The sequence below is a fragment of the Nocardia rhizosphaerae genome, assembly GCF_042650365.1.
Taxonomy (GTDB): domain Bacteria; phylum Actinomycetota; class Actinomycetes; order Mycobacteriales; family Mycobacteriaceae; genus Nocardia; species Nocardia rhizosphaerae.
On the sequence record NZ_JBHSBA010000003.1, the window covers coordinates 630,108 to 654,614 of the forward strand.

Below are 24,507 nucleotides of genomic sequence, written 5' to 3' on the forward strand. Positions count from 1 at the left end.
TGGGTGTGGTGTGAGCTGCGGTTCGGTGGGTGCGGCGCGCTTACCTCAGCCCCGTCGCAGGAGCTCTACTTCTTGTGCGCCAGTACCGCGAACATGGTGACCGAGACGTGAATGTCGCCGCGTTCGGCGCCTGCCCGCAGGTCGGCGATGAGCCGATCGCGTTCGGCGGCGGTGATCACCCCGCGCAGCACGGCCAGGTCGGCGATCCGGCTGACCAGCGCACCAGCACCGACGCTCGAGTCCTGGACCAGGGCGTGCGAGCCGACCTCGTCGACGACCAGCCCGGCAGCGCTGAGCTGGCCCGCGATGGCGCGGCCCGCCAGCGGGTTGGTGGTCGAGGAGATGAGGGTGTCGATCACCGCGCCCGCCACCCTGCGGTCGCCGGGGTGCACGATCGAGGTGGCCCAGTCGCTGTCGACCACGACGGCACGGCCACCCGGCCGCAGTACCCTGGCGATCTCAGCCGCCGCGCGGGCCGGTGCGGTCAGATGCTGGAACACCCGCTCGCACAGCACCGCGTCGAAGGCGTCGTTGCCGAAGGGGAGGCCGTAGGCATCGCCGCTGGTGAAGCTCGCCGACGAGCCGCGTTCGGTGGCCCGGCGCTGCGCCGAGGCGAGCAGCTCGGGATCGGGTTCGACGCCGACGGCGGCGCCGGTCGGTCCGACGGCGTCGGCGAAGACGAACACCTCCGACCCGGTTCCCGAGCCCACATCGAGGGCGCGCTCGCCGGGCCGCAGCCCGAGCACTTCGTGGCTCCAGGCTCGTAGCCTGCGCATTCCCGGTTGCGTGACCTCCAGGTCGTGGGCGTCGATCAGCTGGTCCTTACCCGCTTGGTCGAAGCGGGCCGGGCGAGGGGTGTAGTCGGTCATACCTACCGCCATCGTGGGGGCCTCTGTGCTTGGCATGGTCTCAGAGGCTAGTGGTGAAATGTGTCACGATGAATGTATGACTCGTACGCTGTGTCTGGCACAGGACGCCGAGGCCGACGAACTCCTCAGCACCGACGACTTCGCGTTGCTGCTCGGCATGCTGCTCGATCAGCAGTATCCGATGGAGCACGCGTTCCGCGGTCCGCACAAGCTCGCTGAGCGCATGGACGGGTTCGATCTGCGCCGGATCGCCGAGGCCGACCCGGCCGAGTTCGAGGAACTGGCCGCCACCCCGCCCGCCATCCACCGTTATGGACGCTCGATGGCGCGGCGTGCCCAGGCGCTCGCCCAGTACGTGCTCGAGCACTACGACGGCGTGCCTGCCAAGATCTGGACCGACGACGACCCCGACGGCAAAGAGGTGCTGCGCAGATTGCAGGACCTGCCCGGTTTCGGCGCGCAGAAGGCGAAGATCTTCCTCGCGCTGCTCGGCAAGCAGCGCGGTGTGCAGCCTGCGGGCTGGCGCAAGGCGGCGGGATCGTACGGCGACGACGGGTCGCGGCGATCGGTCGCCGATGTCGTCGACGCCGACACGCTGGCCGAGGTCAGGGAATTCAAGAAGCAGGCCAAGGCGGCGGCCAAGTCCGGATGATCGGGCTTGTCGGCGAACCGGATTCGGTGTTAGCTTGATCGTTATGTCCGGCAAGCACCCCAGCGTTACGCGAGTCACCTACGTGACCGCTGCGCTCGGCCTGCGCCTGCCGTTGACACGCGAACTTTGTCGTTCCTGATCCGCAGCTGAGCCTTCCGGCTCGCGGAGCTGCCACGCCACACGTGTCGGCAATCCCGTGGTGACAACGGGATTTCAGCAAGGAACCGCCCATGTCCACTCCCATCGTCGACCGCGCGGGCGCCAGGGTGTCCACCGCCCGCCCTCGGGTCTCCCGCCCCGTCGTCGCCCCGGAACTGCGCCGCGGTGACACCCCGGCAGCGGCCGTTCTGCGCACCGCGGTCGCGGGCCCGATCTCGCGCGACGCCGCCGCGCGCGCGACCGGACTGAGTATCGCCACGGTGAATCGGCAAGTGGCCGCTCTGCTTTCGGCCGGGCTGCTGCGGGAACGGCCGGATCTGACCGCCGCGGGCGCGGTCGGACGGCCGCGCGTGCCGTTCGAACTCGACCATGACACCCATCTCACGCTCGGCGTCCACATCGGTGCCGCCACCACCAAGATCGTGGCCGCCGACCTGCGCGGCCGGATTCTCGGCGGCCTCGCCATCGCCACCCCGCGGACCGGCCAGGAATTCGCGGTCACCACCGTGGCCCGCAGTGCCAAGGCGTTCCTGCAGCGCTGGCACCGGCGCACCCCGCTGTGGGCGGGCGTCGCGGTGGGCGGGCGGGTCGATCCGCAGACCGGCGTCGTCGACCACCCCGCGCTCGGCTGGCAGGGCGCGCCGCTCGGTCAGGTCATCGGCGACGTACTCGAGCTGCCGGTGTCGGTCGCACCGCACGTCGAGGCGATGGCCGCGTCCGAACTCCTGCTGCCCACCTTCGACACGCGCCGACCCGAACCGCCCGCCGCGCCGGTGGGGAGCGGCCTGTACTTCTATGTCCGCGAGACCACTGGCATCGCGGTCACCCTCGACGGCCGGGTGCACACCCCGAGCAACGGACCGGGTTCCATCGCGCACCTGCCCACCGGCTCGGACGTGCGGTGCCATTGCGGCAGGCGCGGCTGCCTGGAAGCGACCGTCGGCGACCGGGCCCTGCACGCCCGCGCGGTCGGCCGCGGCATCATTCCGGCGCACAACGGCACCGGTGGCACCACCATCGCCGATCTGTACGTGGCCGCGGAGTCCGGGTCGACGGGTGCGCGTGAGCTGCTCGCCGAACGCGCGACCATGCTCGGCCAGACCGTCGCACTCGTCCGCGACATGCTCAATCCCGACCGCGTCGTGCTCGGCGGGCAAGCGTTCTCCGGTTACCGGCCCGCGCTGGCGCACGTGGCGAGGGCATTCAACCAGAGCACCCAGCTCCCGCCCACCGACATCCGGATCAGCGGATTCGGTGGCAAAGTACAGGAATTCGCCGCGGTCGTCACCTCGTTGAGCGCGCTTTACGCGGACCCGTTCACGGCGCTGCGCCGGGTCTGAGGATCGCCCGGCGGCACCGAGCTCAGCGGGGTCCGAACGCGCCTTCCAACGCGGTGATGAAGAACGGGAACTGAGCCGCGAAGCGGTGCAGGTTGCGGTCACGGTCGTACCCGGCGAACCAGTAGAGGCCGGGCTGGGAATCGGCCGAGGGGTCCATATCGCGGAACGTGCGGATCCAGTTGTCGGTGCGGCCGCTGATCACCAGATACGGCAGCGCGCGGGAGAAGACCGTCTCCTGGTCGATCGGCGGGACCTGCTCGCGGGCCACCGTGTCGAGCCCACGCTGCATCGCCTTGATCCGGCCGACGACCGTGTCACCGAGGGTGGTCCGGGTCGGCAGGTAATTGGGCAGCGCGGTCGCGGCGACACCGGCGAGCGCGATGGCGACACCGACCAGCGCGTGGCCCGAGGTCAGCGCGAGGGCGACGGTGGCGATCGCGCCGATGGCGATCAGCGCGACGCCGATCCAACGCGGAAGCGCCCGTTGCTTCGGGTCGGCGAAGGCGCCGGTGGCGACCGCGTCGGCCCGCATGGCGGCGCGGATCGGGTCGAGCTTCACCCGGCCGGGCGCGCGCAGTTCGCGCACGGCCACCGTATCGGTGCCCTCGGGGAGCAGCATGTCGTAGACGGTGCGTTCGTAGTCACGCAGCTGGTCGTCGGCGGCGTTGAGCCTGCTGATCCGCCAGTCGTCCTCGCCGCGCGCGTTCACCGGGGTGATCCACAGATAGCGCCGGACCGCGAGATCCACGACGGTCGAGGCGATATCGACCGGATCGACGTGCTCGTCGAGCAGCAGTCCCGCCTCGCCCGGAAGTACTCCGTCGGGCGAGGTGAACTCCACCCGGCCGCCCTGCTGGACAAGGGGGTCGAACCTGTCGCTACTCGCGATCGCCGCCGCCGCGCGCTTGCGGGCGAGCAGCACATAGGCGACCATCGCGGCCAGCGCGAGCAGCAGCGCGCCGAACGCGGCGAGCACCGGCGTGGTGACGGCGAACGGACTCGAATCGCCCCCGCGCACATCGGCATTGGCCTCGACGGTGCCGGGTGGTAGCTGCATGGTGAGGTCGATCGCGTCGCCCTTGCGCAGGTCGCGCTGGCTCAGATACAGCACGCCGTCGGGTTCGACATGCACGTCGGCACAGGGTTTGGTGTTGCCCGCCGGGCCGAGTTTGCAGTCGACGACGCCCATCTGGAAGCTCGGGCTGATCACCGACACGTCGAGCGCGGCGATATCGGCGCTCACCACGCCCAGCCAGTGGAAGACCTGGGTGCCCGGTGCGTCGGATACCGTGTTGTGCACCGAGTAGGTGAACGTGGATTCACCCGGTGCGGCCTCGACGACGAACTGATCGTCGACGGTGGTCGCGGTGCCTGCGCCGGTCGCGGTGACATCGGTGACCGCGAACCGGCGTTCGACATCGTCACCGACCTTCAGGCGTAGCGGCAGTGCCATCCGGAAGTTGCCGTCGGCGGGCACCCCGACGGTCTCGGTGACCTCGAGCACGCCCTCTTCGGTCAGGGTGAGGTCGGCGGTGATCGTGACACCGGTCGGCGCGGGCTCCGTGTGGGCTACCGGCGCGGCGGCGAGCAAACTCGCGGAAGCGAGCAGCAGCGCGCCTGCGGCGCCCCCCCGAAAAGTCAGCATGGCTGCTTACTCTAGACAGCTTGCTATTCTGCGTCAGCGGCTGTCGGCGACTCGAGGAGACGAGGGGGTACGGGGGCGTGACCCAACCACCGCACGGTTATGGACCGGTCGACCCAGGTCGACGACCGGTTCCGCCGCCTGGCTATGGGCCGCCGCCCGGATACCGGCCGCAGCCTGGATACGGTCCGCCTGGTTATCCACAGCCGCAAGGCTATCCACGGGGATACCCGCCGCGGCAGGGCTATGGCCCGCCGTCGGGATACCGGCCGCCGCCGATGCCCTACGGTCCGCCGGGCAGGCCGACTCCACCGCCGCGCAAGGGCCGCGGTGGGCTGACCGTGGTGCTGCTGATCATGGTGATCGTGGTGGTCGGTGGTCTGGTGCGGTTCGCCGTCAACACCGGGATCGACGTCGGCCTCGGGGCGATCGGCCCGAAGCCCAGCACCACCTACGGCCCGGACCAGGGCACCGCGCCAGCGGCGACCGGCGACAATCCGCTGCTCACCGATGCCGACGGCACGCTGGTCCCCGCCTCCTGCGACTACGCGCCGTGGAGCACCCAGGTGGAGCAGGCGCGCGCGTTCTTCGAGTCGGCGGCGACCTGCCTCGAGGCGGCGTGGCAGCCGCTGATGGCCGCCAACGGGCTGCCGTTCGAGGCGCCGACGCTGAGCATCACCGCGACCACCGCGGGCATCACCACCCCGTGCACCGGGTCGACGAGCAATTTCGCCGCTTTCTACTGCGCCGCGAACAAGACCATCTACATGCCCATCAGCCAGCTGCAGACCGAGCAGTTCCGGGACAACTGGGTGGTGTACCTGTCGGTGTTCGCGCACGAGTACGGTCACCACATCCAGGCACAGTCCGGGATCCTGCGCAAGGCCAACAGCGAGCGGGTGGACGCGGGCGTGCGCTCGGCCAAGGGGCTCGAGCTCTCCCGTCGGGTCGAGTTGCAGGCCAACTGTTTCGACGGCATGTTCATCGCCTCCTCGAAGGGTGGCGGCGCGCTGACCGCCTCGCAGGTGACGGTCGCGACCAGGGACTCCTACGGCCGCGGTGACCGGCCGGGTGACATGCGCGACCACGGCACCTCCGAGAACGGTGGCGCGTGGTTCGAGTCCGGTCTCGACAATCTCACCGCCGAGTGCAACACCTTCACCGCGTCGTCGGGGGAAGTGAGCTAGCGCCCGTATCCGGTCCACGGGCCGGTTGTCCTCGACTACTGATGTGATGGGGGAAGTGCCGTGTATCCGCCGCGGGATCCGTACGGGCGTCCGCTGCCGCCCGGGTACGGCAGGCCGCTGCCGCCGCCCTATGGTCGGCCGCTGCCACCACCGTACGGCTATGCGCCGCAGGGGTATCCGCCGCGGCGACCGCCAGGATCGGGCATCTTCGGCAAGCTGCTCACCGCGCTGACGGTGTGCGGCATCGTCGCGGCCCTGGTGATCGCGGGTGTCGCGATCTCGGCGGAGTCCGCTGACAACCGGGCCGCGACGACGACCCCGCCGAGCTTCACCTACACCCCGACCTCGGCGGCACCGGCCACTACTTCGGCGCGGCCCGCGACGACCATCCGCACCACGGCCCGCACCACCGTCGCCACCACGACGAAACCGGTTGGGCCACAACCGGTGATCGCACTCGGCCAGCACCCGCTGTTCCGCGACGACGACGCGGGTCTCGGCAATCTGGACTGCGACCTGCCGCGCTGGGCGACCGACGTCGCCACCGCGACGGCGTTCTTCGCCGCCGCGCAGGTGTGCCTCGACCAGATGTGGCGGCCCAATCTCGCCACCGCGAAGCTGCCGTTCCGCAGTCCGGGACTCGTTGTCGCGGTGAATCCTTCGGAGCTGTCCTCGCCGTGCGGTGGGTCGTCCAGCGATGCCTTCTACTGCAGCGCGTCGAGCACCATCTACATGTCGACCGCGGGCCTCGTCCTGCACAACACGCCGTTCCCGCCGATGGAGGCGCTGTCGGTGTACGCCCACGAATACGGCCATCACGTGCAGGGACTCACCGGCCTGCTGCAGGCGTCGTCCGATCAGCGCCGACGGCAGGGAACCATGTCGGCGGACGGGTTGGAGACCTCGCGCCGGATGGAGTTGCAGGCCAGCTGTTTCGGCGGCATGTACGTCGGCTCCGCGGAGGCGGGCGGGTCGTGGACCTCGCAGGAGGGATACGCCGCGGTGAAACACAACTACAACCGCGGTGACGGCAATGGCCGTCACCGCGATCACGGCACCCCGGAACACAACGGCAACTGGTACAACCACGGCTACCGCAAGAACCGCAATTTCGAATGCAATACCTGGCTGGCCCCGGCCGACGAGGTGAGTTAGCCGGCTGTGCCGAACTTGCGCGGCGAACTGCCGTGCACGCCTTCGGGATACGCGGTCTCGGCGTGCATGGCGAAGTCGATGCCCGAGGTCTCGTCCTCCTTGCTGATCCGGAAGCCGAGCACCTTGTCGACGCCCTTGCCGAGTGCGAACGACACCACGAACGCGTACGCGGCGACCACGAGCACCGCGACGAACTGCTTGCCGAGCTGCGCGAAGCCGCCGCCGTAGAACAGGCCGTTCACCCCGCCGGTCATCACCTCGGTCGCGAGCAGGCCGATCAGGATCGTGCCGACGATGCCGCCGACGAAGTGCACGCCGACCACGTCGAGCGAATCGTCATAGCCCGCCTTGTGCTTCCAGCCGACCGCGAACGAACACACCACACCGGCCGCGAGACCGACCACCACCGAGCCGAGCGTATTGATCACACCACACGACGGGGTGATCGCGACCAGGCCCGCGACCACGCCGGAGGCCGCACCGAAGGTGGTCGGCTTGCCATCGCGGATCTGCTCGACGGCCAGCCAGCCGAGCATGCCAAGGCTGCCCGCCACCAGCGTGTTCAGGAACACCGCCGCCGCGGTACCGTTCGCGCCGAGCGCCGAACCAGCGTTGAAGCCGAACCAGCCGAACCACAGCAGACCGGCGCCGAGCAGCACGAACGGCAGATTGTGCGGGCGCATCGCCTCGACGTTGAACCCGATCCGCGGACCGAGCACCAGGGCGAGCGCGAGAGCGGAGGCGCCGGAGGCGATCTCGACGACCAGGCCGCCCGCGTAGTCGAGCGCGCCGAATCCGGCCAGCCAGCCGTCCGGTCCCCACACCCAGTGCGCGATCGGCGCGTACACCGCCAGCGTCCACAGCGGAACGAAGGCCATCCAGCCCGCGAACTCGGCCCGGTCGGCGATGGCGCCGGAGACCAGGGCGGCGGTGAGGATCGCGAAGGTCAGCTGGAAGGTGACGAACAGCAGTTCCGGGATGCCGCCGCGCACCGAGCCGGGGTCGATGCCCGCGAGGCCGAGGTGGTCGAGATTGCCGATCAGGCCGCCGCCGGCGTCGGCGCCGAAGGCCAGGCTGTAACCGGCGACCAGCCACACCACGGTGACGAGCGGGATGGCGATGAAGCTCATCATCAGCATGTTCAGCACGCCGGTCGAGCGCACCATCCCGCCGTAGAACAGCGCCAGCGCCGGTGTCATCAGCAGGACCATGGCGGTGGCCGCCAATAGCCAGGCGGTGGCCGCAGGATCGATCGTCGCGGGCACGGTAACTCCTTCTTCCACGCGTGATTGCGTGCAAGGAAACTACCGAAGGCCGCCGGGGTGCCCCGGCAGCGGCTCGACCTAGCTGCGGTTTTCCTTCGCCAGCGCGCGCAGACCGCGTTTACCCGCGACGGGGAGGTCGCTCTCGGCGAGCCATTCCGCCGTGACCAGCCAGCGGCGCTGTGCGTGTGCGTCGGCGACGTCGAAGAAGACGCGGCGGCCGCGATCGTCGCGCGCGTCTCTTGCCAGCGCGGCCCAGCTCGGCGGCCTGCCCTTGGCCGCGGTGTGCTCGACGACGAAGCCGGCGACCAGCTTGCCGACCGCATTCACCGGCTTCTGGGAAACCCGGTTGCCGTACTTGGTGGTGTGCCAGCGCCGCGCCGGGCACAGCGAACCCGGATTGGCGTTGGAGGCGATCCAGCCCGCGCGCTGCGCGCGCTCGATCAGCCACAGGTGCTTGACGGCTGACGGTGCGATCTCGCCGACCCGCTCGGTGATGAGGTCGGTGACCTCGGCGTCTGCGAGGATGTCGCGCCTGGTCGGGCCGATGCCGTGTTCGGTCCAGTGCGCGGCGGCGAGCTTGGCCAGGATGCGCCCGAATTCGTCGATACTGCGCTGGGCGCGGCGGCCGAGGCGTTCGATCCGCTCGGCCTCGCGGCGCATCTCGTTCTGCGCGGTGAGGGTGCGGATGGCGGCCATGGTGGGGACCTGTCCGCGTTCCAGTAGTTGCAGAATCGCCGCCGAGGTCGCCGGATCCGCCGCGGCGGCTACCGGAAGCGAATCGCGCTTGATGTCGAAATCCTGGGGGCTGATCGCCCGGCTCAGCAATCCGACCGCGGCGTTGTCGCCTGCGAATTCGGTGTGCGCGAGCCAAGCGGCTGCGATGTCATCACACGACAGCACGGTGAAACGTTCCTCCGGTCGGCGGTGGGGGAGCGATACGGTGCGCGAAGGTTGTGCCCCGGTCGGGATGAGGGACCGGCCGGGGTCACCAACCTGATGAAGGTTTGGCCACCGAAGTTGCCGAGATCCACGGTAGCCAGGGGCTTGCGCCACTGTCACCACGATTGATTGTTTCGTTACATCCAGAATGTGGTCCATAAACCGGTAGTGAGTATGTATTCATGCGACAACCAGGTTGGATGAATGGCCTTTCCGGCATTTGCCCGGCCAGGAGCAATCGATAACTCGACCGTTGCGGCGCATCGTCCCCGCTTTTCCCGCATTCTGTCGACCGCAACTTGAAGTGTGATTCGCATCACAATAAAGGTGGGTCCTTCTGGGCGGTCGGCCGCGCACCCGCCTGTCGGTGGCCGCCGGTAGCCTGTGGGCCGTGGCTCTGTACCGGAAGTATCGACCGGCGACGTTCGCTGAGGTAGTGGGTCAGGAGCATGTCACCGACCCGCTGAGTACCGCGCTGGATACCGGGCGGATCAGCCATGCGTATCTGTTCTCCGGTCCGCGTGGATGCGGAAAGACCTCGTCGGCGCGCATTCTCGCGCGCTCACTCAACTGCGTGGACGGCCCCACCTCCACCCCGTGCGGTGTCTGCCCCTCGTGCGTGGCGCTCGGTCCCGGCGGCGCGGGCAATCTCGACGTCATCGAGCTCGACGCGGCCAGTCACGGTGGTGTCGACGACACTCGTGAGCTGCGGGATCGCGCCTTCTACGCGCCCGCCGAGTCGCGCTACCGGGTGTTCATCGTCGACGAGGCGCATATGGTCACCACGGCGGGCTTCAACGCGCTGCTCAAGATCGTCGAGGAGCCGCCGGCCCACCTGATCTTCATCTTCGCCACCACCGAGCCCGACAAGGTGCTGCCGACGATCCGCTCGCGCACCCACCACTACCCGTTCCGGCTGCTGCCACCGGCCACCATGCGCGGCCTGCTCGGCAAGATCTGCGAGCAGGAGCATGTGCCGGTGGAGGAGTCGGTGTATCCGCTGGTCATCCGGGCCGGTGGTGGTTCGCCGCGCGACAGCCTGAGCGTGCTCGACCAGTTGCTCGCCGGCGCGGGCGCCGACGGCGTCACCTATCCGCGCGCGGTCGCGTTGCTCGGCGTCACCGATGTGGCACTGATCGACGACGCCATCGACGCGCTGGCCACCGACAACGGCGCCGACCTGTTCGGCACGATCGACCGGGTGATGGAAGCGGGCCACGATCCGCGCCGTTTCGCTGTCGACCTGCTCGAGCGCCTGCGCGACCTGATCCTGCTCAGGGCTGTTCCCGATGCCGCCGAACGTGGCCTGGTCTCCGGCCCCGGCGATGTCATCGACCGGATGTGCGAGCAGGCCGAGCGCATCGGCCCGGCCACCCTCACCCGCTACGCCGAGCTCCTGCACGAGGGCCTCGGCGAGATGCGCGGTGCCACCGCCCCCCGCCTGCTGCTCGAGGTCGTCTGCGCTCGCATGCTGCTGCCCTCGGTCTCCGATGCCGAATCGGCCACCCTCCAGCGCCTCGAACGCCTGGAGCGCGGACTGGCCGGCGGTGCGGCGCCCGCGCGTCCGGCCCCGAGCGACGCCCCACCCGCGGCCCCCGCCGATCGCCCCGCTGCCCCACAGACGGGTACCGGCAACCGCCGCCGCGGCGCCGAACTACTCGCTGCCGCCCGTGCCGAAAAAGAAGCTGCCGCAGGAGGACCGGCCCGCACCGCCCCTCCCGCCGGAGACCGCCCGTCCGCGGGAACCACCGCCCCGCCACCACCCGATGCCACCGCCGTCCCCACCGCGACCGGTGGGCACACGGGATCGAACCTCACCGCGGGTGGTGTGCCCGGCGGAGGTGCTGGGTCCGCCGAGTCGCGCGGGACCGCGCCTGCAGACTCGAACGTCGTGGTGGGTGGTGTGCCCGGCGCAGGGGTTGGGTCTGCCCAGTCGCACGGGACCGCGCCTGCGGACTCGAACGTCGCCGCTGGTGACGCGCTCGGCGAGGCATCGGATTCCGCTGTACAGGGGCGTGCGCCTGCGGATTCGGACCTCGCCGCGAGTGGTGGGTCCGAATCGGCCGGGGCGGGTGTTGCTGTTCCTGAGTTCGCGCAGGGTGCCCCATCGACCGGCGGATACCCGGCCGACGCGGCGGGTGTGCCGCAGGGCGGGTCGGTCGGTCATGGCATCCCGCAGCAGGAACGGCGCTCGTCGGAGGGCGTCGATGGCGGCGGGTATCCGGCCGCCGCGGAACAATCCACGCCTGAACATGATTCCGGTCGGCAGGCCGTCGGCGATGCCGCGTCGCGGCTGTCCGGCGCGACCCAACCGGATGTCGGGCAGCGGGGCGATGCCGAACCGGCCGGGAGACAAGCATCCCCCGGAGCTGTCAGCGGGCCTGGTGCCGATGCCGCTGTCCAGCGAGTGGGCGCACAAGCCGAAGCGCCGCACGCCGCGCAGGCCGCGCCGACTCCCGCGCAGTCCTCCCCGGATGGTGCGGCGGCCTCCGAGGATGGCGCGCTGGCCTCGTCTGATCGCGCGCAGACCCCGTCGGTTGGCGCGCAGGGTGCGTCAGTTGGTGCGCAGAGTGTGGTGCAGGGCTCGCCTGCTGCTGCGCAGGTCGCGCCGGTTGCCGCGCAGACTTCGTCGGGCCGCGCATCGACTTCGCCGGATGGCGCGCAGACCTCCCCGGACGGCGCGCAGACTTCGCCGGATCGTGCGCAGGCTGGGTCGGGTGCGGTGGCGGGCTCGCCTGCTGGTTCGCAGGCCGAGTCGGTTGCCGCGCAGACTTCGGGTGCCGTGCCGGGATCGCCTGATGCGGCACCGGCTCCGTCGGCGGCTGCCCAGGCCGGGTCGGCGGACGTGTCGCCCACTGTTGCGGCCGCTCCTGCGGAAGACCTGGTCGCGCTCGTGGAGGGGGCGTGGGCCGAGATCAAGGGGAAGGTCAGGGAGTTCGGGCCTACCCTGCAGGCGCTGCTGTCGGGGGCCGCGGTGTCGCGAGCGGAGGGGGCGACGATCGTCTTCGCGCATCAGAGTCCGCCGTTGGCGCAGCGGTTGTCGGATCCGCGCAATATCGATGCGGTGCGGTCGGCGGTGCGGTCGGTGCTCGGGCGGGAGCTGGATGTGCGCTGGGAGACGGGCGCGCCTGCCCTGCGGCCCGCTCCGGCGGCGAAGGCGGCGGGAAATCCGGCGCGTGGCACGGCGCAGGGGGAGAACAAGCCGACCGGTCGGCCCAAGTTCTCGCGGCCGAGTCAGGCGAAGGGAAATCAGGGTCGCCCCGCGGGGCAGGCCAAGCCGGTCGCCGCCGACGACATCCCGCCGCCCGATTTCCCCGACCTCCCCGACGACCCTGGTCCCGATGAGGGGTACGGGCCCGATCCGGGCCGGTCGGGTGGGCAATCCCAGCGCGGGGACGCGGTGCTCGCGCCGCCGACGCCGGAAGAGGAGCAGGAGATGCTGGCCGCCGCCGCCGAGCCGGTGGCTCCCGGCGACCGGCAGGACCCCGACGAGGTCGCTCTGGCGTTGCTGCGCGAAGAGCTCGGAGCGAAGAGTCTGGATGGTTGACAGCCACCGGCTCGACAACGTTAAGTTAACCGGAGTTCGCACACCACGGTAGTATGAACTGGTGGCCGGTTGACCCGGAGGAGCATGGCTCTGTGCTCCGCTGGTGCCAGCCGGATTTGTACGGCGTCGAAGACGATCGGTCGTGGCGTTCGTGCGGCCACCGCACCCCAAGGAAGGAAACACTCCGATATGACCACAGAGGCCTACATCTACGAGGCCATCCGCACTCCGCGCGGCCGCGGCAAGAAGAACGGCTCGCTGCACTCGGTCAAGCCGATCGATCTGACTGTTGGTCTGATCCAGGAGCTGCGTGGCCGCTTCCCCAACCTCGACGAGGACCAGATCTCGGACGTGATCCTCGGCGTCGTTACCCCCGTCGGCGACCAGGGCATGGATATCGCCCGTGTCGCTGTCACCACCGCGGGTCTGCCCGACACCGTCGGTGGCTTCCAGCTCAACCGTTTCTGTGCCTCCGGCCTCGAGGCCGTGAACCTGGCCGCGCAGAAGGTTCGCTCCGGCTTCGACGACCTCGTCATCGCCGGTGGCGTCGAGTCCATGTCGCGCGTGCCGATGGGCTCCGACGGCGGCGCCTGGGCACTCGACCCGGCCACCAACTACGACGGCTACTTCGTGCCGCAGGGCATCTCGGCCGACCTGATCGCCACCATCGAGGGCTTCTCCCGCGATGACGTCGACGCCTACGCGGTGCGCTCGCAGGAGCTGGCCGCCAAGGCCACCACCGGCGGCTACTTCGCCAAGTCGATCGTCCCGGTCAAGGACCAGAACGGCCTCGTCGTGCTCGACAACGACGAGCACATGCGCCCCGGCACCACCGCCGCCGACCTGGGCAAGCTGAACCCCTCCTTCGCCGGCATCGGCGAGATGGGTGGCTTCGACGCCGTCGCGCTGCAGAAGTACACCTACATCGAGAAGATCAACCACGTCCACCACGGCGGTAACAGCTCGGGCATCGTCGACGGCGCCGCCCTGGTGCTGATCGGTTCCGAGGAAGCGGGCAAGAACTCGGGTCTGACCCCGAAGGCCCGCGTCGTCGCCACCGCCACCTCGGGTGCGGACTCCACCATCATGCTGACCGGCCCCACCCCGGCCGCGAAGAAGGCCCTGGCCAAGGCGGGCCTGACCATCGACGACATGGACCTCGTCGAGATCAACGAGGCGTTCGCCTCCGTGGTGCTGAAGTTCCAGAAGGACATGAACGTCCCGGACGAGAAGCTGAACGTCAACGGTGGCGCGATCGCCATGGGCCACCCGCTCGGTGCCACCGGCGCGATGATCACCGGCACCGTGGTCGACGAGCTGGAGCGCCGCAACGCGCGCTACGGCCTGGTCACCCTGTGCATCGGCGGCGGCATGGGTGTCGCCACCATCATCGAGCGCGTCTGATCCCGGCCACACTTCTCACAGGAGAGAACGAAAAACTATGACTGACAACATCATCGGCTGGGAGAAGGACGCCGACGGCGTGGTCGTCCTCACCATCGACGACCCCAGCCAGGGCGCCAACACCATGAACGACGCCTACCTGGACTCGATGGCCGCGACCGTCGATCGCCTGGAGGCGGAGAAGGACGACATCACCGGTGTCGTGCTCACCTCCGGCAAGAAGACCTTCTTCGCCGGCGGCGACCTGAAGAACATGATGAAGGTCGGCCCGGACAACGCGGCCGAGGTCATGGACATGGTCACCCGCGTGAAGGCCCCGCTGCGCCGCCTCGAGCAGCTCGGCAAGCCGGTCGTGGCCGCCATCAACGGCGCTGCCCTCGGCGGTGGCCTGGAGATCGCGCTGGCAACCCACTACCGCGTCGCGGCCGACGTCAAGGGTTCGGCCATCGGCCTGCCCGAGGTCTCGCTCGGCCTGCTGCCCGGTGGCGGCGGCGTGACCCGCACCGTGCGCATGCTCGGCCTGCAGAACGCGCTGATGCAGGTGCTGCTGCAGGGCCAGCGGCACCGCGTCACCAAGGCCAAGGAAATCGGCCTTGTCGACGAGGTCGTCTCCTCGGTCGAGGAGCTGCTGCCCGCCGCCAAGGCGTGGATCGCGGCCAACCCCGAGGCGGCCCAGCCGTGGGACAAGAAGGGCTACAAGATCCCCGGCGGCACCCCGTCCACCCCGGCCTTCGCGGCGAACCTGCCCGCGTTCCCGGCCAACCTGCGCAAGCAGATCAAGGGCACCAACATGCCCGCCCCGCGCGCCATCATGGCCGCGGCGGTCGAGGGCGCGCAGGTCGACATCGACAACGCGCTGACCATCGAGGGCCGGTACTTCACCAGCCTGCTGACCGGCCCGGTCGCGAAGAACATGATCCAGGCGTTCTTCTTCGACCTCAACCACATCAACGGTGGCGGCTCGCGTCCCAAGGACGTGCCCAAGCGTGAGATCAAGAAGATCGGCGTCGTCGGCGCGGGCATGATGGGCGCCGGTATCGCCTACGTCTCGGCCAAGGCAGGCTACGAGGTCGTCCTCAAGGACGTCGAGCTCGCCAACGCCGAGAAGGGCAAGGCGTACTCGGAGGCCATCGAGAAGAAGGCCCTCTCCCGTGGCAAGACCACCCAGGAGAAGTCCGACGCGCTGCTGGCTCGCATCACCCCGACCGCGGACGCCGCCGACTTCAAGGGCGTCGACTTCGTGATCGAGGCCGTCTTCGAGAACCCCGACCTGAAGAACAAGGTCTTCCAGGAGATCGAGGACATCGTCGACGCCGACGCGCTGCTCGGCTCGAACACCTCCACCCTGCCGATCACCCTGCTGGCCGACGGTGTGAAGCGCTCCGAAGACTTCATCGGCATCCACTTCTTCTCCCCCGTGGACAAGATGCCGCTGGTGGAGATCATCAAGGGCGAGAAGACCTCCGACGAAGCGCTGGCGCGGGTGTACGACTACACCCTCGCCATCAAGAAGACCCCGATCGTCGTCAACGACAGCCGTGGCTTCTACACCTCGCGCGTGATCGGTACCTTCATCAACGAGGCCATCTCCATGGTCGCCGAGGGTGTCGACCCGGCCACGGTCGAGCAGGCGGGTCTGCAGGCGGGCTACCCGGCCGCGCCGCTGAAGCTCAGCGACGAGCTGAACTTCACCACCATGCAGAAGATCTACAAGGAGACCGCCGAGGCCATCCTCGCGGCCGGTGGCGAGCTCAACGCCGCGTCCGCGAAGACCGCCGAGGTGCTCGACACCCTGGTCGGCAAGTACGACCGCAAGGGCAAGGCGGGCGGCGCCGGCTTCTACGACTACGTCGACGGCAAGGCCACCGGCCTGTGGGACGAGCTGCGCTCGCTCTACAACTCGCAGCGTGAGCTCCCGGAGGGCGTGACCTTCCAGGACCTCAAGGACCGGATGATGTTCGCCGAGGCGATCGAGACCCAGAAGTGCTTCGACGAAGGCGTGCTCACCAGCACCGCCGACGCGAACATCGGCTCGATCTTCGGCATCGGCTTCCCGGCGTGGTCGGGCGGCACCCACCAGTTCGTCGTCGGCTACCCCGGTGGCCAGGAGGCCTTCGTGGCCCGCGCCGACGAGCTGGCCGCGAAGTTCGGCCCGCGCTTCGAGGTCCCCGCCTCCCTGCGCAAGTAAGTCGCTGACAGCGCGTCCGGCGCGCTGAACCGCACCGACAGCCCCGTCTCGCTCCGGCGAGCCGGGGCTGTCGTCGTCTCCGCCCGATCCGGTGGGGGCGGGGTCAGCGGAAGAGCAGGGCCCCGAGGATATCGCTGTGGCGGTAGCCGAGGTACTTGGTGACGGTGGCCTCGTCGACGGCGGAGGTCGCGGTGGCGAGGGTGATGACGACGAATTGGTCCTGGGAGCCGGTCTTGAACTTGCCGGTGGCGAAGTCGTCGATGGTGGTACCGGCGCGGGGTTTGAGCGACTTCTGGTCGAAGTCGGCGGCCGCGGATTTCGCGGCGGCGGCGTCGGGCATGGCCAGGATGAACTGGGTCAGCCGCAGGCCGCCTGATTCGGCGGAGTGGACAAGTTCGGCGGCGTACTGGCAGCCCGCCGCGGTGAGAGCGCCGTCGCGTTCGATCGGGGCGCAGCTGTCGTTGTCGCGGCCTTCGACCCAGTCAGCGTGCAGTTCGACATCGCCGAGCTTGAAGTCCCACGGGCCTTCGTACTCGGTGTAGCTGAGCTTCGCACCCGCGGACACCGGTTTCTTCGCGGTGGTGGTGGTCGGGGCGGTGCGCTCGGTGGTGGTGGCGGGGACCAAGCCCGATGCCGCGACGGCCGTACCGGGGACGGCATCGCGAGTGCCGAGGACCAGCAGGCCCGCACCGCCGAGCAGGCCGACGACCAGAACCACCGCGACAACGATCCAGCCCGCGTTGGACTTCGGTGGCGGACCGAGCGGCGGAATCTCCTGCGGCTGCGGCGGCGTGTGCTGGATCGGCTGCCCCCACGGCATCTGGCCGCCCGGTGGATATGTCATTCCAGCCCCCTCATCGGCCCGGGGCCCCTTCCCCCGAGTTGTGCCATCGACCCTACTGGGTTCGGCGCTGGCGCGTACCCCCGAGGCCGCGCTGCGCGGACACGAATCCGGTTCATGGTCGCTATTCGCACGGAGTCGGCGAAAAGTGCGCGACAGGCGTGGTCCCGAGCCAGTGTTCGCCGACCCGTCGGTGCGGGTCACCGGGCCCGACGGGAGTTTCGTCGCCGAGTGGCCGATCCCGGAAAACGAACGGATGCGCGCGGATTCGGGCCCGCAGCGCACCCAGGTGATCGCACTCGCGCTGCGCTGACCGGCACATACCGCCGACTGTGGCCGCCACAGCACCGAATCTCCACCCGATGGAAGTCATATCGCGCTAGCTTGGGTATGTACGGATTGTTCGGGGGTCCGTATACCGACTGCCATGCCGGTGACGCCGATTCGAGTTCGAGGGGTGGTCACATGGATCCGGAACAGACCCGTCTGCACCGCGGGCCGTCCGAGTCGTCGCCGGTAGGGACGCGGACTCAGCGTGCGAAGGCGCCAGGCGAGATCGATGCGACAGTGGTCGCCGAGCTCGAGGCGATGGGCCTCACCGAGGCCAGGGAGATCGGACGCGGCGGGTTCGGTGTGGTGTACCGGTGCCTGCAGCCCGCGCTGGACCGGGTGGTCGCGGTGAAGGTGCTGTCCTCGGAGATCGATCAGGAGAGCCGCGAGCGGTTCCTGCGCGAGGAGCAGGCGATGGGCAGGCTCTCCGGCCACCCGAATATCGTCGATATCCTGCAGGTCGACGTCACCGCGACGGGTCTGCCGCTGATCGTGATGCCGTACTGTTCGCGCGGCTCGCTGGAACGGCTCATCCACGATCGTGGCCCGCTGACCTGGTCCGATACCCTGCGCGCCGGGGTGAAGCTGGCGGCGGCGATCGAATCGGCGCATCGCGCCGGCATCCTGCACCGCGATGTGAAGCCTGCCAATGTGCTGCTCAGCGGCTATGGCGAACCGCAGCTCACCGACTTCGGGATCGCCCGCATCCCCGGCGGCTTCCAGACCTCGAGCAGCCTGATCACCGGTTCGCCCGCGTTCACGGCGCCGGAGGTGCTCAAAGGGCATGAACCGACCGTGCAGTCCGATATCTATGGGCTCGGCGCGACCCTGTTCGCCCTGCTGACCGGCCATGCCGCGTTCGAACGGCAGGCGGGGGAGAAGGTGGTCGCGCAGTTCCTGCGGATCACCACCCAGGCCGTGCCCGACCTGCGCTCCCAGGACATTCCCGACGACGTGGCCGCGGTGATCGAGCAGGCAATGGCGCCCGATCCGGCCGACCGCCCCGCTTCGGCGTACGCGTTCGGTGAGCTGCTGCGCGCGGTCCAGCGCGCGCATGGGCAGATGCCCGACGAGATGGCCCTGCTCGCCGCCGAGGACGACGAGCCCGCCGACACGCCGGAAACGCTGAAGGCCGTCACCGCACGTCGCAGCTGGCCGCTGACCCTGCGACCAGCCACCGACACCGCCTCCGTAGCGCGAGGCAGCTGCACCCTGCCGCCCACCGCGGCCACCAAGTTCCGCCCGCCGACCCCCGCCCGCGAGCCGTTCCCCCGCCAGCGCCTGCTCGACGTGCTGCGCGCCGGTGGCCATCGCAGGCTCGCGCTGATCCACGCACCGGCGGGCTTCGGCAAGAGCACCGTCGCCGCCCAGTGGCGGGCAGACCTGGTAGCGCGCGGGATCGCGGTCGCCTGGCTCGGCATCGACCAGGACGACGACAGCGAGACCTGGTTCCTCGCGCATCTGATCCAGGCCATCCGCCGGGTCCGGCCCGAGGTGGGCGCAGGCCTCGAGCAGGTGCTGGAGGAGCGTCCCGCCGACGCCGCCGCCTTCGTGATCGCCACCCTGATCGATGAGATCCACGCCAGCGACCGCAGCGTGGCGGTGATCGTGGACGACTGGCATCGGGTGCGCGATCCCGGTGTGCACCGCGCCATGGCCGCGCTGCTCGACAACGGATGCCACCATGTGCGCTTCGTGGTGACCAGCCGCGATCAGTCCGGTTTACCGATCAGCAGGATGCGGGTGCGTGACGAGCTGGTGGAACTCGGTGCGGCGGAGCTGCGCCTCACCGAGGCCGAGACCAGGCAGATCCTGGTGGAGCGCAATGGTTTCGCACTCACCGACGAACAGGTCGAACAGATCCATACCGCCACCGAGGGCTGGCCGGCGGCGATTCAGCTGGTGAGTCTGACGCTGCGCGGCAAGGCCGATCCGGCCGCGCTGCTCGGTCAGCTCGCCGAGGGCGGACACGGGATGCGGGAGTACCTCGCCGAGAACGTGCTCGACAGCATCGACGGGGACCTGCTCGAGTTCCTGATGGCCATCTCGGTGGTCGAGCGGGTGAACGGCTCGCTGGCCGCGGTCCTCGCCGAGGTTCCCGACGGTGCCGCGTTGCTCGAGCAGGCCGAGCAACGCGAACTGTTCCTGCACCGGATCGAGCACGATCCCGAGTGGTATCGGATGCAGCCGCTGTTCGCCGAGCACCTGCGGGCCCGGCTGGAGCGGGTGTATCCCGGCCGCTCGAAGGTGCTGCACCGCAAGGCCGCACGCTGGTTCGCCGAGCATCAGCTGCTGCGCAAGTCGGTCGATCACGCGCTGGCCGCCACCGATCTCAAGCTCGCCGCCGACCTGCTCGAGAGCGGCGGCATGGACCTCATCGACGGTTCGCGCCTTGCCACCCTGCTCGGGAGCGTGTCGAAACTGCCGGTGCAGCAGGTGACCTCGCGGTCGAAGCTGCTGATGGCGGTGGCGCGGGCGAATATGAACCTGCAGCAGACCGGGACCGCGCGAATGGCGCTCGGCCGGCTGTCGAATCTGCTCGCACGCGGTGGTGGTGAACCGGATCTGGCCGAAGAGCGCTGTGCGGCCATCGTGCTCGATGCCGCCGACCGGGTGGCGCACGACGACACCGCCGAGGTGGTCGAACGGTTGACGCCGTGCCTCGAATCGCCCGACGAGCTGCCCGCATGGGTCGTGTCGACGGCGGCCAACCTGGTCTCTTTCGTGCGGCTCTGCGATTTCGACTTCGACGGTGTGACCACGATGCAGGACTGGGCCGTCGACTATCACGTGCGGTCCAAGGATCCGCTCGGCCCGGTCTTCGGGCTCTGCGCCCGCGGCGACGCCGCCTACGAGCAGCTCGATATCGCCACGGCCACCGAGTGTTTCGAGCTGGCCTACGAGACGGCACGGACCAGAGCGGGCCCGCGCTCGGACGCGGCGAGGGTGGCGGCGGCCCTGCTCGGTGAGCTCGCCTACCGCCGGGGTGATCTCACCCTCGCCGACCGGCTGCTCGACGAGAGCCACGAACTGCTCACCCGGGTCGGCCCGGTCGATTTCCTGGTCGCGACCTTCGTGATCGGCGCGCGGGTGAAGGCCGCGCTCGGCGACCAGTACACCGCGGCGGCGCGCCTTGACGAGGGCGCGCGGGTGGCGGGTGAGCACGGGCTGGCCCGGCTCGACGCGCATGTCCGCGCCGAACGGTCCCGGCTCGGTCTCGCCGATGGCGACGGCGCCGACCGGTTCGCCGAATTGTCCGGCAACGGCAAGCGCCGCAAGTCCGGCGCCGCGGTGCTGATCGCGGAGGCACGGGAGTTCGCCGAGATCAGGGCGTTGCTCGGCAAGCAGCGGCTGCGCGCCGACGACCGCGCGGCCAGGCACGCCAGGGCGCTCTACTCCCGCCTGCTCGACCAGCAGCGCCCACGCGCGGAACTGGACGCCACCCTGCTGCTCGCCGAATGCCTGGCCGCGGCGGGCTGGATCGGCGAGGCCACCGGTCTGGTCCTTCCGGTCTTGCGCACCTGCGCCGACCTCGGCTGGACCAGACCGCTACTCGACGCGGGCCCCGGCGTGGTGGGGTTGCTGCACGTCCTGCGCACCCAATCCCACGACGGACAGCAACATCCGATCCTGGCCGAGGTACCTGGCCACTTCCTCGACGACCTGCTCGGCTAGGGCTCCCACCACGGGCGCAGCGGGACCTGCCAGGCGCTGTCGGAACCCAGCTTCACCCCGAGCACGTGGTGCAGCTGCACCACATTGCGCTGGAAGCCGAGCCGGCAACCCGCCATGTACAGACCCCACACCTTGGCGGTGCCCTCGCCGACTTCGTCGACGCAGGCGTCCCAGTTCTCGACCAGGTTCTTGCACCATTCGTGCAGGGTCAGCGCGTAGTGCTCGCGCAGGTTCTCCTCGTGCAGGACCTCGAGCCCGATGTTCTGGATCTCGGAGATGATGCGCCCTGAGCCGATCAGCTCGCCGTCGGGGAAGACGTAGCGGTCGATGAAATCGCCCGCCTTGGTGGTGCGGGTGTTGTCCGGCCTGGTGATGCAGTGATTCAGGAACAGGCCGCCGTCGCGCAGTTTGTCCTTGATGAAGCCGAAGTAGAACGGGTAGTTGTGCACCCCGATGTGCTCGGTGAGCCCGATCGAGGACAGCGCGTCGAAATCGCCCTCGGCGATATCGCGGTAATCGCAGTGTCTGACCTCGGCAAGCTCACCGAGTCCGTCCTCGGCGATCTTCTGCTGTGCCCACGCGGCCTGCTCGGCGGATAGCGTCGCGCCGATCACCCGCACCCCGCGCCGGGCGGCGTAGCGGACCATGCCGCCCCAGCCGCAGCCGATATCGAGCAGCCGGTCGCCTTCTTTCAGCCGCAGCTTCTCGAAGATGAGCCGGTACTTGTTCTCCTGTGCCTGCTCCAGCGTCCAGTCCGGCTCGCCGTAGACCGCGCAGGTGTAGGTCATCGACGGGCCGAGGACGTACTCGTAGAACGTGTTGGAGACGTCGTAGTGATGGTGGATCGCCTCGGCATCGCGAGTCTTGGAGTGGCGCAGGCCCTCCAGTGCGATCCGGCGCCAGCGCGGCAGCGTCTCCTGCGGCGGCGGGGCGATCGGCTTGAGCCGTTCCCAGCCGAGCGAGCGCGCGATGGTCACCAGCGACAGCGCCGATGGACGGTGGAACTTCATGGCCTGCATGGCCTTCAAGATGTCGTACGGATCGCCGGGGTGGACGCCCTCCGCGGTCATGTCACCGGCGATGTACGCGCGGGCCATGCCGAGGTCGCCGGGTGCCGACGCCAGATAGTTGATGCCGCGCGGGTTCTTGATGTCGAGGGTGTAGGGCGAGTCCTCCGGTCCGGTCGCGCTGCCGTCATACGCCCGCAGGCGGATCGGGACCGGGCCGTCGATGAGGGTCTCGAACACCTCGGCAATGGTGAGCCGGGTGCCCAGCTCGGCCAGTAATTCGGATCGGTCCTTGAATGTCGTCACTTGCGTTGCACCGCCTTCGAATACAGATTCAGCAGTCGTTGGTCCGGGTCGTAACGTTTCTTCAGTTCGGTGTAGGTGTCGCCGCCGTAGAGCGCGGCGAACTCGGCTTCGTCGTAGAACGAATCGGAGTACAGCGATTTGTGGCCGTCGAGCTCGGAAACCGCCCGCTCGATCGCACGGTTGGCCTTGCCCTCCGGCTGACCGGCGACGGTCGGGACCGCGGACCAGAACCCGACATTGACGTAGGTCCGGTCCGGTTCCAGCGGATACAGCGGCCACGGACGTTCGCCCGCGACGCCGGTCTCGCGCAACCGCAACGGGCACAGCCAGATCGGCTCGATCGGGATCTCCCGCAGGAACCATTCGACGAAGTCGGCGGTGCGGTCGACCGGCACCTCGATGTCCTGGACCACGCGTTCCTGCGGTGGCCTGCCCTTGCGGGCCTCCAGCCGATCACCGATGTGGTACTTGCGGTCGAGCGCGACCAGCTTCCAGTAGAAACTGCTGCGCCGATAGGCTCTCGGCCAGAAGCGGCGGATCCGGGGGTTCTGGGTGCCGAAGGCGCGCGAACACCAGAACCAGTCGGTGTCCCAGCGCCACAGGTAGTCGTGGATGGTCAGCCGGTCGGGTTTCACCCCTTCGGGATGCTGGATCGAGCGGTAGTAGATGTCCATGCCGGTGTAGTCGCTGACCGGGCCCGGTTCGTCGGTCTGCCTGCCGAGGGTCAGGTAGCTCTCGGTGGCGCTGAATACGACGCCGTCGAGATAATCGACCTGTTCGCCGAGGTAGCTGCGTTCGGTGACGATGCGGTCCAGCTCGGCTTCCAGCTCGCGCAGCTCGTGGAAGCGCACGTGCCGCAGCGCGACATAGGGCTTGACGGGTTCGAGCTCGATCTTCAGCCGGACGGTGTAGCCGAGCGTGCCGTAGGAGTTGGGGAAGCCACGGAACAGATCCGCGTTCGCGCCGTCGGGACGCACGGTGACGATCTCGCCAGCCCCGGTGAGGACGTCCATCTCCAGCACCGACTCGTGGGGCAGGCCGTTGCGGAACGACGTCGACTCGATGCCGAGACCGGTCACCGCGCCGCCGAGGGTGATGGTCTTCAGCTGGGGCACGACCAGCGGCGCGAGGCCGTAGGGGAGCGTGGCCGCGACCAGGTCTTCGTAGGTGGTCATGCCCGCCACGTCGGCGGTGCGGGCCTCCGGGTCGACGGCGATCACCTGCCCGAGCCCGGACACGTCGAGTCCGGGCGCGGTGGTCGCCGCCCTGGCCCGGAACAAGTTCGAGGTCTTCTTCGCCAATCGGACGACGGCGCCGGGTGGAATGGCGCGATAGCTGGCAAGCAATCGCTCCACACCCGCTCGGTGCGCGGCATATCCGGACTCGCGTGCGGCCGGTTCGTGACCAGCCCTACCCAAAAGACTCAGTGCCACACTTCGACGCTAGTACGCCCGTGCCTGTCCGGCCACCGGATATGGCGACGTGTCCACCTGATCGGGCGACTCGATGGCGGACAGGGCAGGATGTAAGCCGGTCGATTTCGCACCCGGTGACAAGGAGTCAACAGTGGGACAGGTCAGCGCAAGCAGTTCGATCGTCGTCGCCGCGGATCCGCAGCGCGCGCTCGAGGCGATCGGGGACTACGAGACGATCCGTCCGCGCATCCTTTCCGCGCACTACCGCGACTACAAGGTCGTCGAGGGCGGTAAGGGCGCGGGCACGGTGGTGGAGTGGACCCTGCAGGCCACCGAGAAGCGCTCGCGCAATGTGCGCGCCGAGGTGACCGTGTCGGACTCGATCCTCACCGAGCGGGACGCGAACTCCTCGATGGTCAACACCTGGACCGTCACCCCCGACGGCGCGGGCGCGCAGGTCACCCTGCGTACCACTTGGCAGGGCGCAGGCGGCGTCGCCGGCATCTTCGAGGGCATCTTCGCCCCGCTGGGCCTGAAGAAGATCCAGGCCGAGGTGCTCGGCAACCTGCAGCGCGAACTGGCCTGA

General features: G+C 69.2%; 16 protein-coding genes and 1 pseudogene. 10 read left to right on the forward strand and 7 right to left on the reverse strand.

Annotated features, from left to right (window positions below; all coding sequences use genetic code 11):
* Positions 1-65: 65 nt before the first annotated feature.
* Positions 66-869, reverse strand: coding sequence for a methyltransferase domain-containing protein (locus tag ACFOW8_RS04530; protein ID WP_378545847.1), 804 nt, complete (start codon positions 867-869; stop codon positions 66-68).
* Between the two features lie 76 nt (positions 870-945).
* On the opposite strand from ACFOW8_RS04530, the gene ACFOW8_RS04535 reads away from it, so the two are divergent.
* The gene (locus tag ACFOW8_RS04535) at positions 946-1,521 is read left to right on the forward strand and encodes an HhH-GPD-type base excision DNA repair protein (protein ID WP_378545850.1); all 576 of its coding nucleotides are present in this window, start codon (positions 946-948) and stop codon (positions 1,519-1,521) included.
* A 230-nt stretch (positions 1,522-1,751) separates the two neighbouring features.
* Positions 1,752-3,020, forward strand: a complete 1,269-nt coding sequence (locus tag ACFOW8_RS04540; protein ID WP_378545853.1) for an ROK family transcriptional regulator — start codon at positions 1,752-1,754, stop codon at positions 3,018-3,020.
* Between the two features lie 22 nt (positions 3,021-3,042).
* On the opposite strand, the gene ACFOW8_RS04545 is transcribed toward ACFOW8_RS04540, so the two are convergent.
* Entirely contained in the window at positions 3,043-4,665 is a 1,623-nt protein-coding gene (locus tag ACFOW8_RS04545) for a DUF2207 family protein (RefSeq protein WP_378545856.1), read from the reverse strand.
* Positions 4,666-4,940: 275 nt separating this feature from the next.
* Here ACFOW8_RS04545 and ACFOW8_RS04550 point away from each other — a divergent pair, with 275 nt between their 5' ends.
* Positions 4,941-5,849, forward strand: coding sequence for a neutral zinc metallopeptidase (locus ACFOW8_RS04550; protein ID WP_378545859.1), 909 nt, complete (start codon positions 4,941-4,943; stop codon positions 5,847-5,849).
* 60 nt (positions 5,850-5,909) lie between these two features.
* Entirely contained in the window at positions 5,910-7,004 is a 1,095-nt protein-coding gene (locus ACFOW8_RS04555; protein ID WP_378545862.1) for a neutral zinc metallopeptidase, read from the forward strand.
* Here the strand turns inward: ACFOW8_RS04555 and ACFOW8_RS04560 are convergent.
* Together ACFOW8_RS04560 and ACFOW8_RS04565 are read right to left on the reverse strand one after the other, a co-directional pair.
* On the reverse strand, positions 7,001-8,215 hold the full coding sequence (locus ACFOW8_RS04560) for an ammonium transporter (protein ID WP_378548463.1): 1,215 nt from the start codon (positions 8,213-8,215) through the stop codon (positions 7,001-7,003). The two genes, ACFOW8_RS04555 and ACFOW8_RS04560, sit on opposite strands and share 4 nt — an antisense overlap.
* Before the next feature lie 132 nt (positions 8,216-8,347).
* Positions 8,348-9,169, reverse strand: coding sequence for a hypothetical protein (locus tag ACFOW8_RS04565; protein ID WP_378545865.1), 822 nt, complete (start codon positions 9,167-9,169; stop codon positions 8,348-8,350).
* A gap of 430 nt (positions 9,170-9,599) precedes the next feature.
* Here ACFOW8_RS04565 and ACFOW8_RS04570 point away from each other — a divergent pair.
* The 3 genes and pseudogenes from ACFOW8_RS04570 to ACFOW8_RS04580 form a co-directional block, all read left to right on the forward strand.
* Positions 9,600-11,261, forward strand: a pseudogene (locus ACFOW8_RS04570) (DNA polymerase III subunit gamma and tau); the annotation flags it as partial.
* A gap of 1,683 nt (positions 11,262-12,944) precedes the next feature.
* Positions 12,945-14,159: an acetyl-CoA C-acetyltransferase gene (locus ACFOW8_RS04575; protein WP_378545868.1), complete on the forward strand. Its 1,215-nt coding sequence runs from the start codon at positions 12,945-12,947 to the stop codon at positions 14,157-14,159.
* A gap of 37 nt (positions 14,160-14,196) precedes the next feature.
* Positions 14,197-16,347 (forward strand): 3-hydroxyacyl-CoA dehydrogenase NAD-binding domain-containing protein, encoded by a 2,151-nt coding sequence (locus tag ACFOW8_RS04580; RefSeq protein ID WP_378545871.1) that lies wholly within the window; start codon positions 14,197-14,199, stop codon positions 16,345-16,347.
* Between the two features lie 103 nt (positions 16,348-16,450).
* Here ACFOW8_RS04580 and ACFOW8_RS04585 read toward each other — a convergent pair whose 3' ends face one another.
* Positions 16,451-17,191 carry a hypothetical protein gene (locus tag ACFOW8_RS04585; RefSeq protein ID WP_378545874.1) on the reverse strand — a complete coding sequence of 247 codons (741 nt, stop codon included), beginning with the start codon at positions 17,189-17,191 and terminating at the stop codon, positions 16,451-16,453.
* Between the two features lie 145 nt (positions 17,192-17,336).
* Between ACFOW8_RS04585 and ACFOW8_RS04590 the strand changes: the two genes are divergently transcribed.
* Both ACFOW8_RS04590 and ACFOW8_RS04595 read left to right on the forward strand, forming a co-directional pair.
* Positions 17,337-17,501, forward strand: coding sequence for a hypothetical protein (locus ACFOW8_RS04590; protein WP_378545877.1), 165 nt, complete (start codon positions 17,337-17,339; stop codon positions 17,499-17,501).
* A 152-nt stretch (positions 17,502-17,653) separates the two neighbouring features.
* Positions 17,654-21,193, forward strand: coding sequence for a protein kinase domain-containing protein (locus tag ACFOW8_RS04595; protein ID WP_378545880.1), 3,540 nt, complete (start codon positions 17,654-17,656; stop codon positions 21,191-21,193).
* On the opposite strand, the gene ACFOW8_RS04600 is transcribed toward ACFOW8_RS04595, so the two are convergent.
* Together ACFOW8_RS04600 and ACFOW8_RS04605 are read right to left on the reverse strand one after the other, a co-directional pair.
* Positions 21,190-22,506 (reverse strand): class I SAM-dependent methyltransferase, encoded by a 1,317-nt coding sequence (locus ACFOW8_RS04600; RefSeq protein WP_378545883.1) that lies wholly within the window; start codon positions 22,504-22,506, stop codon positions 21,190-21,192. The genes ACFOW8_RS04595 and ACFOW8_RS04600 overlap by 4 nt on opposite strands.
* Positions 22,503-23,933, reverse strand: a complete 1,431-nt coding sequence (locus ACFOW8_RS04605; protein WP_378548466.1) for an FAD-binding oxidoreductase — start codon at positions 23,931-23,933, stop codon at positions 22,503-22,505. Before ACFOW8_RS04605 ends, ACFOW8_RS04600 begins: the two co-directional genes overlap by 4 nt.
* 139 nt (positions 23,934-24,072) lie before the next feature.
* On the opposite strand from ACFOW8_RS04605, the gene ACFOW8_RS04610 reads away from it, so the two are divergent.
* Positions 24,073-24,507, forward strand: coding sequence for an SRPBCC family protein (locus tag ACFOW8_RS04610; protein ID WP_378545886.1), 435 nt, complete (start codon positions 24,073-24,075; stop codon positions 24,505-24,507).

Coding starts and splice junctions, on each gene's coding strand:
- ACFOW8_RS04530 (WP_378545847.1), bottom strand. CDS start 869: ATGACCGACTACACCCCTCGCCCGGCCCGCTTCGACCAAGCGGGTAAG.
- ACFOW8_RS04595 (WP_378545880.1), top strand. CDS start 17,654: ATGGATCCGGAACAGACCCGTCTGCACCGCGGGCCGTCCGAGTCGTCG.
- ACFOW8_RS04585 (WP_378545874.1), bottom strand. CDS start 17,191: ATGACATATCCACCGGGCGGCCAGATGCCGTGGGGGCAGCCGATCCAG.
- ACFOW8_RS04540 (WP_378545853.1), top strand. CDS start 1,752: ATGTCCACTCCCATCGTCGACCGCGCGGGCGCCAGGGTGTCCACCGCC.
- ACFOW8_RS04580 (WP_378545871.1), top strand. CDS start 14,197: ATGACTGACAACATCATCGGCTGGGAGAAGGACGCCGACGGCGTGGTC.
- ACFOW8_RS04545 (WP_378545856.1), bottom strand. CDS start 4,665: ATGCTGACTTTTCGGGGGGGCGCCGCAGGCGCGCTGCTGCTCGCTTCC.
- ACFOW8_RS04560 (WP_378548463.1), bottom strand. CDS start 8,215: ATGGTCCTGCTGATGACACCGGCGCTGGCGCTGTTCTACGGCGGGATG.
- ACFOW8_RS04575 (WP_378545868.1), top strand. CDS start 12,945: ATGACCACAGAGGCCTACATCTACGAGGCCATCCGCACTCCGCGCGGC.
- ACFOW8_RS04550 (WP_378545859.1), top strand. CDS start 4,941: ATGCCCTACGGTCCGCCGGGCAGGCCGACTCCACCGCCGCGCAAGGGC.
- ACFOW8_RS04535 (WP_378545850.1), top strand. CDS start 946: ATGACTCGTACGCTGTGTCTGGCACAGGACGCCGAGGCCGACGAACTC.